This is a genomic window from Ruegeria sp. AB11, assembly GCF_056536325.1.
The window spans coordinates 1778828-1793566 of the sequence record NZ_JBQFJO010000001.1 but is presented as its reverse complement, the minus strand read 5'-3'; the positions used below and the strand labels follow the sequence as shown (position 1 = coordinate 1793566).

Here is a 14739-nt window from a genome sequence, read left to right as displayed (position 1 = left end):
AAGCGGCAATTCCTTCAGACCGCCTCGAAGCAGGTCATCGCCGGTTCAGCAGAATGAAATGCCCGGATATCCTCGGCTCAGCCCTTGCGCTATCGCAACGCTCACCGATGGGTTCCTCCTCGGATCCGCCTCTTCATCTGGCTCAAAGTATCTCGGGGGAGTCGCAAAGCGACGGGGGCAGAGCCCCCAAAATCAAAAAAGACCGCGCTTAAAGCGCGGCCCTTAAACTCAGCAGATCGGCGAAGATTAGTTCTTCGCGTAGAATTCGACGACCAGGTTCGGTTCCATCATAACCGGGTAAGGCACATCACTCAGGCCAGGTGCGCGCACAAACGTTGCAGTCATTTTCGAGTGATCCGCATCGATGTAGTCTGGGACATCACGCTCTGCCAGAGCAGCCGCTTCCAGAACAACGGCCAATTGCTTGGACTTGTCGCGCACTTCGATCACGTCACCTTCCTTAACACGGTAGCTGGGGATGTTGACCCGCTTGCCGTTCACTTTGACGTGGCCGTGGTTCACGAATTGACGCGCGGCAAACACGGTTGCAACAAACTTGGCACGGTAGACAACAGCGTCCAGACGACGTTCCAGCAGACCGATCAGGTTTTCACCGGTGTCACCGTTCACACGAACAGCTTCGGCGTAGATGCGGCGGAACTGCTTCTCGGTCAGGTCGCCATAATAGCCTTTCAGCTTCTGCTTGGCGCGCAGCTGCAGACCAAAGTCCGACAGTTTGCCCTTGCGGCGCTGGCCGTGCTGGCCGGGGCCGTATTCACGACGGTTGACCGGGGATTTCGGACGACCCCAGATGTTTTCGCCCATCCGGCGGTCGATTTTGTACTTGGCAGACGTGCGTTTGGTCACGGCTGATCTCCTTCGTTTGGTCGAGGCCACATTGGCCACTATGAAGGGCGTTGTCCTCTTGAGGTTTCCCCCATGACAGGCATCCCCTTGCGGGGGCCACCAACACCAATGAAGCCGCGCTTATATCTGCAGTTTTACCAGAGTCAATATGCCGAACCGAACAGTCGGGCCGTTTTCCGTATTATTCATACAATTTTCAGCGGTGCGGCCTGCTATTCAGCGGCAACACCCACGATTTTTGACATATCTGCGGGAATTGCGATCACCCCAGCCGCAGAACCGGGGAAGGCAATCACCTTACTGTCATCGATAAATCCAATATCGGCGGGCACCACATTCTCAGCCGCCTCACTGACCCAAAACTCCTGATCCGCTTCGGGGCATCCGTCCTTGAAAATCAACATCAGAGAAGAACCACCGACAATTTGCACAAGCTCGGCAGTGAATTTCTGCGCTCCATTTGTCAGCTCGACGAGCGAGCCCTGAGCTACAGCAAGCGGGTCAAAAGCAACATCCGCTCGTGCCGCCAGCGCTGATACAACATTTGAGTATGCATCGTTCTGAACATAAACATCAGCATCTGCCGACAATTCGATCTTGCGGCCCCGCCAAGACCAAGCTGCACCGACAACCATATGGGCAAGAGGCGCCGCCTCAAGCCCGTCAATCTCTGTCTGCGACCAAGATATCGCTACCTGACCGTTAAACCCGGTTCCCATATACCCGCCCGTACATTTACTCGCCTAACCTTTTATGTTGCATGTGTATCAGTGAAAAAATGGGCGGAAAAGAGACCGAAATGCAGCATTCACAAAAATGTTGCCAAAGAACAAAGTCACTTTGAGACTTAACCCGTTTCGCCGCCAGGCTACATGACTGCAGCCCTGCAAATATCAAATAACTCGAGTACCACAGTCGGCCGATCTTGTGATTGAAATTCCCGATGGGCGCGTTGAAGCAATTGGCAAGGGTAACCCCGACACGGCCTGCGTGCCCGGGGGCGTGGCAGTAAACATCCGTGGTCGCAACTACGATATCCTTGCAAATGTCGAGATCGAGGACACCAATGCAGGATGGATGATCTTTGTACGTGGTTCGCGCTTTGGCGGTCATGCGCTCGTGGTCAAAGACTAGAGGCTTTGCTACACTTACAACTTCCTTAGCATACAGCCCGAACAGACCTTTGAAGCCAATGTCGAGTTGGAACCCGGCACACATACACTGCGGATGGGTGCCACAGCGAAGCGAATGCTGAAACGGCACTAAAACAGCTGATCGCGGAAATCATGGACCACGCCACTTCCGGGGGTGCGGTCCATGATTTTTTGCTGTATATTGCAGTCCCCGTTAAGTTTGCGCCTCATGCTATCAACCTTGAGGATCTCAAGGGCGGGCAATGTGCCCCATCCAAAATGCGATCCAGTGGAGTGGGACAGCTACCCAGATACTCTGCAGTGGATAATTTCACTTCCTATCAAGCGGTACTCTCAAGGCCGGACGGCAGGTACCTCACCGCGCGCGACGCCGCGCTGAAGGTCCGCGAGATCCAGATGACCCGTGCCGAGGAACGCCGCATTCTCGAACGCGGGAGTCTGGACCTTGTCGCGGGCGGCGAGATTGCCGCCCGGCCCGTCTCCTCCCTGTGGAGACGATTGTTGATGAGAAGCGCTCCGACCTGAACGGGGAACCTATTACTCCATGCCGCAGTCACAAATCTCAGCGGCGTTAACCCCCTTTAACATCCAATCGAGCCGGAAACGCTTCAGTTCACCTGACGTTCCAGAACGGTGCTGTAGGTCGTTCCGTTCCGCAGGCTACGGAAATCGGCAAAGATCTTGCCGTCCTCGTACCGCGCATCGATCAACGCATTCGCGCCGATCACCAGCGGGGAAGTTTCGACGATGCCGATGGAGCCAGACCCATCGAGGCTGATGGTCCCAGTGGCCTCATATTCATTCCATTCAGTGTCACCCTCGCGGCGCCACTTGCTGGGGCCCCAGAAGACATTGTCTTCCTGCATCTGGACGTCGAGCATCCATTCGGCCTGATTAAAGCGGGGCTGATCGCCCTTGTAATAATGGCTGGGCTGGACGGTCGTATAGCTCCCCAACCACGTGCCGCGCAGGTCCGGCGTGGTGTCGGCCATAGCAGCGGTTCCGAGTGCGAGGCTGGTGGCCAGAGCGGCCGCTCCGGCAGTCATGTATCTGGTCATGGGCTTTCCTCCTGAATGCGACCCTTTAGGGTTCGAAAGCGAACATCCTTGCTGTGGCCTACAGATTGGGAGGGGGTGCGCCGGTTACAACTTACCTAAGGGAAACTTCATAAACCGGTAATGTTTGCGTCAGGCCCAGGCCAGCGCGGTGCCGAGGATGACAAGGCCGATGCCTGCCGCCTCGCGATACGAGAAGTTCTCGCCAAACAGAAAGAACGAGGCGATGGCGATCAGAACAACCTCGGCCCCCAGAATGCCGGTATAGATGATCCCCAGCCGTTCCTCGCGCAGCGCGGCGAGTTCCAGCGTGGCCCCTGCCAACAGGGTCGCGACGATCAACAGTCCCAGGCCCACGCCGGGGAGTTTCCACCAGAACTTCATCGCGATCATGGCCACGGAATAGAGACCCGCCGACCCGAGGGCGATGATGGGGATCATGGATGTGGACATCTGCGCCTCCTGCTGAGGGTTCCGTTGGGTCAAGATTAGCAGGATGGTACAGTTAGGGCTGTGAGGTGGGTCACAGTGTGGGTGATGGGTTAAAAACCCCCCACGTAGGGTGGGTTTTTTAACCCACCAATTCGCCCGTAGGGCGGGCTTCAGCCCGCCATCCCCCTCCGATCCATGCACGTTGTTTTGGTCAGGCGAATGGCGGGCTGAAGCCCGCCCTACAGTTTATGAATACCGTTCGATCAAAAGAACTGAGGGCAGCGCCGGCCCGAGGGGAGGCGCAAACGCGCCGCCCGTTTTGCCAGAAGCAAACCTACGGTTTGACGGGGGCGGGTCATGCCGGAGGCATGCTTTCAGCATGACGCGGCCCGGCGGTGCCGCCGGGCGGGTGGGTTGATTTGACTGCGGCACAAAGCAAAAAATGGAAATAAGCACTTGCTGCAGCTATTTTTTTCGCGCTCAATCAGCTGATTGAGACAGAACCTGTTCGAGCAAATACATGAGTGAACAATTTCCTGACAAAGGCACGGCTATGGAAGGATTGCTTCCAAAAGAGTTCGCATATTGCCTAGGGCTCTATCTACAAACCTGCGCTCACATTGAGCTTTGGGTAAGTGCGCTGATTGTTTGCCTTGAAGGATTGAAGCCAGAAAACAAAGACTGGTTTGATCGGTACTGCCAAGTTCGAAAGCTCCATACAAAAGAACTCATCAGAGAATTGAAAAAGTCTAGCGAACTCGCCAAAAACTTCGGATTCGACGAAGACTTGTCAGCGTTATCAGATTGGATAGCACGGTTTGTTGGTAACCGACATATGGCCGCACATGGCGCTTTTTTCGGATCGCTGAACGGTTTCCTTCGTGTTGACTATGTGACGAACACTGGCTCGAGAAAGGACCCTATCTTCAAACGTTCAACAAGTGCCGTGACAAAAGAAAGTATTGACGAAGTACTAGCAGACGCAGACCGAATCTACCTCATCGTTCTTGGGATGATTGGCCGAATCCAAGAAGATTTGCCGACTAGAGTACATCGAGCGATCGTGCCGATAGTAGAGCACCCTACTTAAGAAACTCGGTCGCTATCACGCTCCACCGTGTGGGCACGCAGTTGGCTGCGCCAACCGCTTTCGCCCACCCGCCGTAAAAACTGACAGCCTTTAGCTGTCCATTTTCAAGGCGCTGATAAACGCCTCCTGCGGGATATCAACCTTCCCGAACTGGCGCATCTTCTTCTTACCCGCCTTCTGCTTGTCCAGCAGTTTGCGTTTCCGCGTGGCGTCGCCGCCGTAGCATTTGGCGGTCACGTCCTTGCGCAGCGCCGAGAGGGTCTCGCGGGCGATGACCTTGCCTCCGATGGCGGCCTGGATCGGGATTTTGAACATGTGGCGCGGGATCAGGTCCTTGAGCTTTTCGCACATCGCCCGGCCCCGCATCTCGGCCCGGTCGCGGTGAACCATGGTTGACAGCGCATCGACCGGTTCGTCATTCACCAGCACCGACATCTTGACCAGATTGTCCTCGGTATAGCCGGTCATCTGGTAGTCGAACGAGGCATAGCCCTTGGTCACCGATTTCAGGCGGTCGTAGAAGTCAAAGACAACTTCGTTCAGCGGCAGGTCATAGACGACCATGGCGCGGGTGCCGGCATAGGTCAGGTCCAGTTGGATGCCGCGGCGATCCTGGCAGAGTTTCAGCACGTCCCCGAGGTATTCGTCGGGCACCAGAATGGTCGCCTTGATGCGCGGTTCCTCGATATGGTCGACCTTGGAGGGGTCGGGCATGTCGGCGGGGTTGTGCAGCTCGATCATCTCGCCGTCTTTCATGTAGACGTGATAGATCACCGACGGCGCGGTGGTGATGAGCTCGATATCATATTCGCGTTCGATGCGGTCGCGGATGACCTCTAGGTGCAGAAGGCCGAGGAAACCGCAGCGGAAGCCAAAGCCCAGCGCCGCCGAGGTTTCCATTTCAAAGCTGAAGCTGGCGTCGTTCAGGGCCAGTTTGTCGATCGCATCGCGCAGGTCTTCGAATTCGGAACTGTCGACGGGGAAGAGGCCACAGAACACCACCGGCTGCGCGGGTTTGAATCCCGTCAGAGCCTCTTCGGTGCCGTTGCGGTCATTGGTGATGGTGTCGCCAACGCGGGTGTCGCGGACCTGTTTGATCGAGGCGGTGAGAAAGCCGATTTCACCGGGGCCCAGCGAGTCGACCATCTCCATCTCAGGCCGGAAGACGCCGACGCGGTCCACATGATGCAGGGTGTTGTTCGACATGAACTTGACCCGCATGCCCTTTTTAAGCGTGCCGTCCATGATGCGGACCAGAACGATGACGCCGAGATAGGCGTCGTACCACGAATCCACCAGCATCGCCTTGAGCGGTGCGTCCAGATTGCCCTGCGGTGCGGGCAATTGCTGCACGATGGCCTCAAGCGTCTCGTGGATGCCCTGCCCCGTCTTGGCCGAAACCTGAATCGCGTCGGTCGCGTCGATGCCGATCACATCCTCGATCTGTTCGGCCACGCGGTCACAATCGGATGCGGGAAGGTCGATCTTGTTCAGCACCGGCACGATCTCATGATCGGCGTCGATGGCCTGATACACATTCGCAAGTGTCTGCGCCTCGACCCCTTGAGTCGAGTCCACAACCAGCAGCGAGCCCTCAACCGCGCGCATCGACCGACTAACCTCATAGGCAAAGTCCACATGGCCGGGCGTGTCGATCAGGTTCAGAACGTATTTCTCACCATTGTCGGCGGTATAGTCGATGCGAACCGTGTTGGCCTTGATGGTAATGCCACGCTCACGCTCGATATCCATGCTGTCGAGAAGCTGTTCCTTCATGTCGCGATCCTTGACCGTTCCGGTCTCTTGGATGAGCCGGTCAGCAAGGGTGGATTTGCCATGGTCGATATGCGCGACGATGGAGAAATTGCGGATATGAGCGAGGTCTGTCATGGGTTGGGGATATGTAGAGGAATCGTGGGTTGGTCAAGGTGGGACGCACCTGTACTTTGAGGACCTTTAGGTAGTCGGTAAGAAATGAGCAGTTTTGAAGAGATTGAAAGTCGATTTGGTTCGCTATCCGAGCAACAAAAGCGGGTTGTGGCCCTCCGCATGATTTTGAGAACGCTTGGAGTTTCAACTTCGAGTTCGTGGTTTCCGTTTCCGCATAGCAACCTTGCCTCTCTTCGGAGAATATTCACGGCAACTGCATATACTGGAACGGAAAGCCTATCTCTTCGTAGTATCGTCAAGGAGCTCAACGAGAACCAAACTGGAAGAAACATCAGTTATCACGCTCTGGACGGATTATTTCACGCTTTATCCTTGCATGCCATAAGTACTGCAATCGCGCCCGATTTGAATCTTTTGGATGTATTTGAAGAAGAAAACCAAGGATTTCCAACTGTATTCAAAAACTCAGGCACAGCCGAGATAAATCAGAAACAATTCAGCGCAGACCTAAAGCTAGAATTTGAGAATGATTTACATGGCGTTGAGAACGGCGAGTCTCATGATGATTTGATGTCTACCCCCCTTTGGCGTTCTCCGGCGAAAAACACCGCGAGTTTTGAAACCCTAATGAGTGAAACGTCTTCAAAGTTCGAAGGACATACATTCTGGAAAGACTGGTACCAAAGCTTGCTGGATGGCCAACCGCTTGATTGGGAACTTCAGAGGCGAGTTGCACTAATCGACGAAAGAGTCTGGGCAGGCGGAACGAAAGCCGTCTCAGACGAGATTGCGCGGCTAAAGAAAGAGCTAGACGGACAGCAACGAGCTGCTCTTGCTCCCAAAGGGCCGACCGAATACGAAAAATCCTTGGTTAAGAAATCGGTGATTCAGAATCGCGATGCGATTGTTGTGTCCACCGCAGGGTTGATCGAGCAAGTTGAAGATTTTCGTGAAAAGATCAGAGGCATTAATTCTCTCGAAGCGGATTTACGCAGCGATATTCTCGAATTCACAGACTACTTTCACCAACACCTTCAGCAATTGCTTACATCCCTACCTCAGCCAAACGATGATTTGAGCGAAGAGCAAGCTGGAGGTATTGCTTTGTGGTTGCGCGACTACAAAGGTGTTTTGTGGAATAAATTGGCGCACTATTCGTCCCCTGAAAATATAGCAGAAGTAACGGTACCTACAGGCATTGTTTTGACGGCAACAGGAATTGGCGCGATGTTTGGCCAACCGCTCGCAGGTGCAGCTGTAGGTGGGTTGATAACTAATCAGATGAAATCATCGCAGGCTGCGAAGGAATTGCTGAAACCCACGGACACCGGAGAAGCGGGCGACAAGTAAATGCGGCCAAGGAAAAACCCAGCCTCCAAGCCTCAGGTATTCACTTTTTCGAACCACCCAATTGATCCCGAATCCACTTTGATTCATACTCCGCCGCAGACCGAGAGGGGCAGAAGACCCGTCCGGGCAGGCAAAAAACGAGGCTCGAGTATGAAACAGTTCCTCCTCATCGCATTTTGTGCGTCATCACTGACGGCGGTTGCTCCGGTCGCGGACGCGGCGCAGATCAAACGGGCGTGTTTGGCGTCGGACCGTGAGGCGGCGACACGGGCGCGGTGTACGTGCATTCAGCGTGTGGCCGATCAGGCGTTGACGCGCAGTGATCAGAAGACCGTGTCAAAATGGTTCGAAGACCCCCATCAGGCGCAGGAGTTGAAGATGTCGCAGACCGCGCGCGATGATGCGCTGTGGGATCGGTATCAGAACTTTGGCCAGATGGCGCAGGCGATCTGCAGCTAACCGACGGCAAATCCTTGACCTGATGCCCGCTGCGCCCCAGAAAGGCGCAGCGAAAGGTATGTGCGATGGTGATGAAAGGGCTGACCCTGCGGGGCCTTGAGGTGTTCGAGGCACTGGCACGGACCGGATCGGTGGCGCAGGCGGCCGAGATCACGGGGCTCAGCCAGCCGTCGGTGTCTCAGCAGTTGCGCAATCTGGAAAAGGCTTTAGGCACCGATCTTGTCGATCACGGGCGGCGACCGATGCGGCTGACGCAGGCCGGGCGCAGTTTTCTGGCGCGCACTCAAGCGGTGCTGGGTGAGCTGCAAGTGGCGCAGAGCGAACTGGCGGTCATGGATCTGGGGCATCTGACCACTCTGTCCATCGGATTGATTGACGATTTCGACAACGACCTGACGCCCAGGCTGGCCACCCTGCTAGCCGATAGTCTGACCCGGTCGAAATTCAAGCTGATCACGCTGTCGAGCCTCGATTTGTTCGAAGCACTGGAGGCGCAGCGGTTACACATGGCTGTCTCGGCCCATTCTGGTGAAGTATTGGAAGGTGTCGTCGAATACCCTCTGGTCCAAGACCCCTTCATTTTGGTCGCGCCCAAGGGCGCCGAGCAGCCGATGCAGGACCTGCCCTTCCTGCGCTACGCCCGCGAACAGTTGATCAGCCGCCAGATCGAAGGTCATCTAGCTCGGCAGCAAATGGAGTTTGAAGAACGGTTCGAAATCGGCTCGCATCTGGCATTAATGGCGATGGTAGCGCGGGGCTTGGGCTGGGCAATCACCACACCGCTGGGCTATATGCGCGCCGCGCGGTTCCATGACGGGCTGGAGGCGCACCCTGCCCCGTTTGGCGAGTTCGCGCGCAGAATCTCACTGATTACGCGCTCCGACTGGTCGGATCAGGTGCCGCAGGAAGTGGCGGATATGATTAAGCGACTGATGCAGAGCCAGATTGTTGACCCTGCTTTGGCGCAGTTGCCGTGGCTGGACGGGCAGCTGAAGGTGATAAGTTAGTCAAGCATGAATGGATCGCACCGCTGCCTGAACTGCAATTTTTGTCAGCTCAAGGTCCATCGCGGAAATCGCCAGTGAAGGATAGAGTTTGCCGGGCGACTTGAAGATGCCGTGGTGTCGGAGCGTCGCATTATAGGCTTCGTTACGCTTTGGGTCGTCATGCTTGGCGGTCCGATAGTCTCTGCAAACACTGGCTGTAAAAAAGATGTCGAACAAGGTCTCATCACCACAGATTTGATGCGGAATATCAGCCTTGCTCAACTCCTCACTTTGCATGTCTTGCAGCTCTTTTCCGATGGCGCGCAGGCGGTCATAGCTGCCCTCGCGGCGTAGGATATCCATCGTCTTAAGGCCGGCTGCGGCAGCGATCGGATTGCCTGACAGTGTGCCAAGCTGCATTAGCCATTTGTTCGCGCCGACAATAGATTTGTCGAAATGCTGCATGATCTCGGTATTGGCCCCAATGGCAGCCAGAGGAAAACCGCCGCCGATGATCTTGCCCAAGGTGCAGATGTCTGGAGTCACTCCATAGCGTTCCTGTGCGCCGCCATAGGCCAGCCGGAAGCCCGTAACGATTTCGTCAAAGATCAAGAGGACACTGTATTTGTCGCACAGGTCGCGCAGCCCTTGCAAATAGCCGGGCAAGGCGGGAATTATCCGCTGCAGTGGCTCTACGATAATCGCGGCAACGTCCTTGTTTTCGGCCAGCAGCGCCTCGACCGCGGTCAGATCGTTAAACGGGGCGATCAACATCTGATCAGCGACCCCTTGCGGGATGCCCGCGCTGTCGGGAATAGCTTGGGGGAAGTTGATGCGGACTTCGGGCGCAAGGCTCATCTGTGCTTCGGCGCTCATCCCGTGGTATCCGCCTTCGAACTTCAGGACCTTGTCGCGACCGGTATAGGCGCGGGCAAGACGGATGGCGTACATGTCGGCCTCGCCACCCGAGGCCACAAACCGGACCTGTTCGCAGCACGGCACCGCCTCAACAATCGCCTCGGCCAGTTCGATGCCCTTGGCATTGTTAGCAAAGAAGGTCATGCCCTTGGGGAGTTGCTCAAGAACGGCCTCTATGACTTCAGGATGGCCATGCCCCAGAAGCATCGGGCCAGAGCCGATCAGATAGTCGACATATTCGTTCCCATCCTCGTCCCAGACACGGCTGCCTTCACCGCGCGCGATGACTATGCCGGGATCGAAATTGCCGAAGCCTCCGGCAGGCAACACGGTGCGGGCACGGGCGATCCAATCGGCTTGAGAAGTCAGTTTCTGCATAGGTCAGTCCAGTTCAAGAATTGGGGTTCCAAGGATGTCCGGATCGGGCCTCACCCCAAGCCCAGGTCCTTCTGGTGGTGCGATACGCCCATCCTTGCGGGTTGGGCAATCCGGCGCAATGCGTGGCCCTACATAAGACGACAGATCGCAGGTGTTCAGTAGGGCATCTCGCGGTGTAGAGGCGGCGAAATGCAGCGATGCGGCGGTGACGATGTCTGATCCCCAAGTGCATTCCGCGCAGATCTCGGCCCCCAGATGCACAGTCAGATCACGGGCGCGGCGCATCGCGGACAGCCCGCCGAATTTCGACAGTTTCAAGGCGACTGCGTCCAGCATGCCCAGTTCATGCGCGTGCATGAGCGACGCCAAATCGTAGGCATTTTCGTCGATTTTCATAGGCAGTCCAGTTGCCTGTCGGACAGCGGCACAATCTTCCAGCGTTTTGCAGGGCTGCTCCAGCATAACGTCTAGATGTGCCACCGCGCGTCCCGTCCGCGTGGCCTGAAGTTTTGTCGCCCCGCAGTTCCAGTCGCCATAGACCAGTGGGCCGTCGCCCACGGCCTCGCGTACCTTGGCCAACCGTTCGGCATCTGCTTGCCAGTCGGCGTCGGCCCCAAGCTTGACCTGAAACTGTCGGATACCCGTCGCATAAGCTTCGCGGGCAATCCGCGCCATGTCGTCGGGCGCGATGCAGGTGATCGAGTGATAGAGCGCCATGTCAGCTTGGGTGCGGCCACCAAGCAGCGCGTAAAGGGGCTGCCCGCTCGCTCTGCCGAACAGATCCCACAACGCCATGTCGACGATAGATTTCGCATAGAAATGTCCTTGCAGGAACGCATCCAGTTTGCGCATTGGGGCATCAATGCCGAACGGTTCGACTCCGAGGATTTCGGGTGCCATTTCCTCGATCGCACCGGGGACACCATTGGCGAAGGCGGGCAGGTAATGCGGGATGGGGCAGACCTCGCCCCAGCCTTTCTTTCTGTTATCGGTCTCCAGACACAGGACATGGCTTTTGACCGTGTCGCAGGTCTTGCCCTCGGCCATGTAGTAGGTCTCATGGCTGGTCAGATCGACAGACCACAACGAAATGCGAGAGATTTTCATGATATGTCATTTCCATCAGTCAGTTGCGGCCCGGACTCGAACTGATTGCGCCAGAATACCAAACATAGAACCGAGTCTGCGCCCGTCGTCATCGCGTGAGGCTGGTTAGAGGCGTGGAACGCAGTGTCGCCAGCGCTCAGCCAGCGCTTAGCTTGTCCGGCGCGTAGGAACTCTGCCTGCCCGGCAAGCACTAAATAAAGCTCTTCCGCGGGGTGATGATGCCACGGATAGTGCAGATGTGGCGGCATATAGACCAGCCAGACACGCAGTTGGTCTGATGCAAAGCCGCCCTGATCGCCGACCAGACAGAAGCAGCCAAACCGATCCAAGAAATCATCGCCTATCCCGCTATCTCGATAATGCTCGAGCCAGTGCGCGTCGCAGGCAAGCGCAAGCACAGCGTCACGCAAGGTCGAGACTGTCCCAGACCGCAACGCTTGGTCAGTTGCCAGCAAATCAAGCGGGGGCAAGGCCCGCGCCGTGACCTTTTGTGGCACAAGATCAGTCGGAAATGACCTGAACTCCGCAAGAGAGGGGTGGGTACGAAAGCAACGGGCAAGCTCGGCTGCTGCGTGTGTCCAGAACTGTGCTTGTGTCACGCGATCTCCCTTGCGTCGGTTCTGGGCTTTTCGGATTTGGGGTCGTAGGCGGGATCGCCCAGCACTCGGGCTGCGCGGCGGATGCCGTGGATCACCACTTCAAGCGCCGTGCCGGGAGTGGCGACGTCAGGTTTGACATAGGCAAAGGCCAAAATCTTCCCGACTGTTGGGCCAAAGGCCACGGACGCTGTGGATCCGACCACCTGCCTGTTCAAAATCACCGCCTCACCGCCGTGGCCGTCCGCTTTACCGTCGGGCTCGATTTCCAGATAGGCGCAAACCCACGGCAAGTCGGTGTTCAGCGTCTTGTCCCGGCCCAGAAATTCCTTGTCCGTTTGGGCAAAGCGCAGCACGTCGGCCTCGGCCAGTGTAACCTCGTTGGTCAATTCGCCAGCGCCCTTGAAGCCCTTCTCCATACGCATCGCATTCATCGCGAAGCTGCCGTAATCGGCAATGCCGTGTATCTCACCCGCAGCCCACAGCGTAGTGTAGACATCAAGGCTGGCGTCATTGGGCATGTGGAATTCCCAACCGAGCTCGCCCGCGTAGGACATACGGAATGCCCAGACATTGTGACCTGCAACCGTGATTTCCCGCGCAGACAGCCAGCGGAACCCGGCGTTGGACAAGTCGGCGTCAGTGCAGGCGGCCAATACGTCACGGGACTTGGGACCGTTCAGGGACAGTGCACTCCACTCGGACGACAGGGCCGTTATCGTCACATCTTCCTCTGCACGTTGATGGTTCAAGTGGTCCATCAGGCGTTGTTCGAAGAAAGCGGCGCAGACCAGATAGAAGCTGTCTTCAGCCATCCGCACAATCGTCGTTTCCAGCTCGATCCGGCCAGCGCGGTTCAGCATATAGGTCAGGGTGATCGAGCCGATCTTCTGCGGCATTCGGTTAGCAGTCAGCCGGTCCAGCAACGCGTATGCATCCGGCCCTTCGACCAGCACCTTTGCGAAGGCGGTCACATCCATGATGCCGACGCCGGTGCGCACCGCTTTCACCTCGGCCGCGACCATATCGTCGACAGGGGAACGGTTGAAGGAATAGTGGTCGCACTGTTCGATCCCCTTGGCGAAAAAGCGTGGGCGTTCAAAGCCATAGACCTCTTCATGCACGGCACCTTTGCTTTTCAGAAGATCGTGCAAGGGGGACGGCTTGATCGGGCGTCCAGCCAGACGGTTGAAATGTGGGAAGGGGATTTCGTGGCGCAGGCAGTAATCCTCTTCGGCCTTCACTACCTGCCAGTCCTTCGTGGCATAACTGCCAAACCGGCGCGGGTCGAATTCGCGCATCGAAATGTCGGCCGCCCCATGCACCATCCAGCGCGCCAGCTCGCGGGTCAGGCCGGGCCCCCATCCAATGCCGATCTGAGTGCCGCAGCAGCACCAGTAATTGCGCACACCGGGTGCCGGGCCGATCAGCGGGTTGCCGTCTGGGGGATGGCTGATCGCGCCGTGCACCACGCGTTGAATGCCCAGATCGGCAAAGATCGGCATCCGGTTCAGGCTTTCTTCCAAATACGGCATGACACGGTCATAATCCGCGTCAAACAGCCAATTCTCGTAATGCCATGGGCATTCATCGTGCCAGACCGAGTTCGGGTTTTCTTTCTCATAAATCCCGATCAGGCCCTTCTTTTGCTCCATCCGGATATAGCCAGAAACTTTCTTGTCGTCGCGAATGACAGGTAGCTCTACGCCGAGGTCCTGGAACTCGGGCACCTCGTCGGTCACGAAGTAATGGTGCGTCATCGAGGTCATGGGCAATTGCAGCCCCGACCATTCGCCCATCTGCCGCGCATAGGTGCCGCCGGCGTTGACGACATGCTCGCAGGTGATTGTGCCCTTTCCGGTCTCGACCACCCATTCGCCCTTGTCAGCTTGCGTGATGTTGGTGGCCCGGCATTGGCGGATGATCCGCACGCCCTTTTGACGGGCCCCGGCGGCCATCGCCATCGTGACATTCGTCGGGTCCACGTGACCGTCATCCGGCGTGTGAAGTGCGCCCAGAACACCACTGAGGTTGTAGAACGGATGCAACTCGGCCACCTTTTCCGGCCCAACCAGTTCGATGTTGAAACCCAGCGAGCGACCCACCGATAGCGTATGGCGCAACCAGTCCATTTCGTCTTCCGTATAGGCCAGGCGAAACGACCCGCAACCGTGCCATGTCACCGGCTGACCTGTTTCCGCTTCCAATCCACCGGAATAGAGACCGATATTATAGTCCACGCATTTCCCCAACCCAAAGGACGAGGTCGAATGTGTGATCTGTCCGGCGGCGTGCCATGTGCTGCCCGAGGTCAGCTCGGCCTTTTCAAGCAGCACCGTTTCCTCACCCCAGCCTTCATGCCCAAGATGATAGGCCAACCCGACGCCCATGATGCCTCCGCCGACGATGACCACGCGTGCGTGGGATGGAAACTCACTTGCCACGACAACATCCTTT

General features: G+C 56.8%; 14 protein-coding genes. 5 read left to right on the top strand and 9 right to left on the bottom strand.

All coding sequences use genetic code 11. From position 1 onward, the window contains the following. Nucleotides 1-246: 246 nt before the first annotated feature. Entirely contained in the window at nucleotides 247-867 is a 621-nt protein-coding gene (gene rpsD / locus ACR3EJ_RS09040; protein WP_010441748.1) for a 30S ribosomal protein S4, read from the bottom strand. Between the two features lie 212 nt (nucleotides 868-1079). Beyond that, complete coding sequence (locus tag ACR3EJ_RS09035; RefSeq protein ID WP_170541409.1) at nucleotides 1080-1586, bottom strand: hypothetical protein; 507 nt, start codon at nucleotides 1584-1586, stop codon at nucleotides 1080-1082. A 208-nt stretch (nucleotides 1587-1794) separates the two neighbouring features. On the opposite strand from ACR3EJ_RS09035, the gene ACR3EJ_RS09030 reads away from it, so the two are divergent. Next, nucleotides 1795-2001, top strand: coding sequence for a hypothetical protein (locus tag ACR3EJ_RS09030; RefSeq protein WP_170541412.1), 207 nt, complete (start codon nucleotides 1795-1797; stop codon nucleotides 1999-2001). 628 nt (nucleotides 2002-2629) lie between these two features. Here the strand turns inward: ACR3EJ_RS09030 and ACR3EJ_RS09025 are convergent. Then, nucleotides 2630-3079 carry a hypothetical protein gene (locus ACR3EJ_RS09025; protein WP_170541415.1) on the bottom strand — a complete coding sequence of 150 codons (450 nt, stop codon included), beginning with the start codon at nucleotides 3077-3079 and terminating at the stop codon, nucleotides 2630-2632. A gap of 129 nt (nucleotides 3080-3208) precedes the next feature. Further along, entirely contained in the window at nucleotides 3209-3529 is a 321-nt protein-coding gene (locus tag ACR3EJ_RS09020; protein ID WP_058277004.1) for a hypothetical protein, read from the bottom strand. A 499-nt stretch (nucleotides 3530-4028) separates the two neighbouring features. Between ACR3EJ_RS09020 and ACR3EJ_RS09015 the strand changes: the two genes are divergently transcribed. Beyond that, the gene (locus tag ACR3EJ_RS09015) at nucleotides 4029-4598 is read left to right on the top strand and encodes a hypothetical protein (RefSeq protein WP_170541418.1); all 570 of its coding nucleotides are present in this window, start codon (nucleotides 4029-4031) and stop codon (nucleotides 4596-4598) included. A gap of 90 nt (nucleotides 4599-4688) precedes the next feature. Here ACR3EJ_RS09015 and lepA read toward each other — a convergent pair whose 3' ends face one another. Then, nucleotides 4689-6488, bottom strand: coding sequence for a translation elongation factor 4 (gene lepA, locus ACR3EJ_RS09010; RefSeq protein WP_170541420.1), 1800 nt, complete (start codon nucleotides 6486-6488; stop codon nucleotides 4689-4691). An 84-nt stretch (nucleotides 6489-6572) separates the two neighbouring features. Between lepA and ACR3EJ_RS09005 the strand changes: the two genes are divergently transcribed. From ACR3EJ_RS09005 to ACR3EJ_RS08995, 3 genes are all read left to right on the top strand, one after another. Then, nucleotides 6573-7838 carry an SPFH domain-containing protein gene (locus ACR3EJ_RS09005; RefSeq protein ID WP_170541423.1) on the top strand — a complete coding sequence of 422 codons (1266 nt, stop codon included), beginning with the start codon at nucleotides 6573-6575 and terminating at the stop codon, nucleotides 7836-7838. Between the two features lie 150 nt (nucleotides 7839-7988). Continuing rightward, on the top strand, nucleotides 7989-8297 hold the full coding sequence (locus ACR3EJ_RS09000) for a hypothetical protein (RefSeq protein ID WP_170541426.1): 309 nt from the start codon (nucleotides 7989-7991) through the stop codon (nucleotides 8295-8297). Between the two features lie 65 nt (nucleotides 8298-8362). Next, nucleotides 8363-9304, top strand: a complete 942-nt coding sequence (locus ACR3EJ_RS08995; protein ID WP_170541429.1) for a LysR family transcriptional regulator — start codon at nucleotides 8363-8365, stop codon at nucleotides 9302-9304. Here ACR3EJ_RS08995 and ACR3EJ_RS08990 read toward each other — a convergent pair whose 3' ends face one another. From ACR3EJ_RS08990 to ACR3EJ_RS08975, 4 genes are read right to left on the bottom strand one after another with little or no spacing between them, the layout of a single operon-like run. Continuing rightward, nucleotides 9305-10579 carry an aspartate aminotransferase family protein gene (locus ACR3EJ_RS08990; RefSeq protein WP_170541431.1) on the bottom strand — a complete coding sequence of 425 codons (1275 nt, stop codon included), beginning with the start codon at nucleotides 10577-10579 and terminating at the stop codon, nucleotides 9305-9307. A 3-nt stretch (nucleotides 10580-10582) separates the two neighbouring features. Further along, a complete protein-coding gene (locus tag ACR3EJ_RS08985; RefSeq protein WP_170541434.1) occupies nucleotides 10583-11686 on the bottom strand; it encodes a mandelate racemase/muconate lactonizing enzyme family protein in 1104 nt (367 codons plus the stop codon). Next, the gene (locus ACR3EJ_RS08980) at nucleotides 11683-12285 is read right to left on the bottom strand and encodes a dimethylsulfonioproprionate lyase family protein (RefSeq protein ID WP_170541437.1); all 603 of its coding nucleotides are present in this window, start codon (nucleotides 12283-12285) and stop codon (nucleotides 11683-11685) included. The genes ACR3EJ_RS08985 and ACR3EJ_RS08980 overlap by 4 nt, the downstream gene beginning before the upstream one ends. Continuing rightward, entirely contained in the window at nucleotides 12282-14726 is a 2445-nt protein-coding gene (locus ACR3EJ_RS08975) for an FAD-dependent oxidoreductase (RefSeq protein ID WP_170541440.1), read from the bottom strand. The genes ACR3EJ_RS08980 and ACR3EJ_RS08975 overlap by 4 nt, the downstream gene beginning before the upstream one ends. Nucleotides 14727-14739 lie beyond the last annotated feature (13 nt).